This window comes from Aeromonas sp. LsrichE-8G, assembly GCF_022869435.1.
Taxonomy (GTDB): Bacteria; Pseudomonadota; Gammaproteobacteria; order Enterobacterales; family Aeromonadaceae; genus Aeromonas; species Aeromonas caviae.
In genome coordinates this window covers 1-293 of the sequence record NZ_JALIHH010000239.1, presented here as the reverse complement: position 1 = coordinate 293, position 293 = coordinate 1, and the positions used below count along the sequence as shown (strand labels likewise).

The 293-nt window shown below is 69.3% G+C and carries 1 protein-coding gene; it reads right to left on the bottom strand.

Annotated elements, in window-relative coordinates; all coding sequences use genetic code 11:
* Positions 1-293 (bottom strand): hypothetical protein (locus MUW49_RS19995; protein WP_244813116.1); only part of this gene is annotated, 293 nt, incomplete at both ends.

The following is a 293-nucleotide window of genomic DNA, read 5'->3' as shown; positions in this document are numbered from 1 at the left end:
CTTGCCGCTGATCTCGGTGTGGCTGATGGTGCCGTCGTTGTTCACGTCTTCGGTGATGACCACGGTCGGCGCACCGGTCGCGGTGGTGTCGCCCATGGTGGCGCTGTCGCTGCCCGGCAGCGAGACGTTGCCCGCCGCGTCCACGAGGGTGGCGGTCACGGTCAGCGTCACCCCGTCCGCCGGACGGTCAAACTCGTAACCCACCTTGCCCGCCGTGATGTCGGCATCGGTCAACAGGCGGTCGGCCTGGCCGCTCACCTTGAGGGTGTCCCCGGCCTTGGCATCGCCCGGCA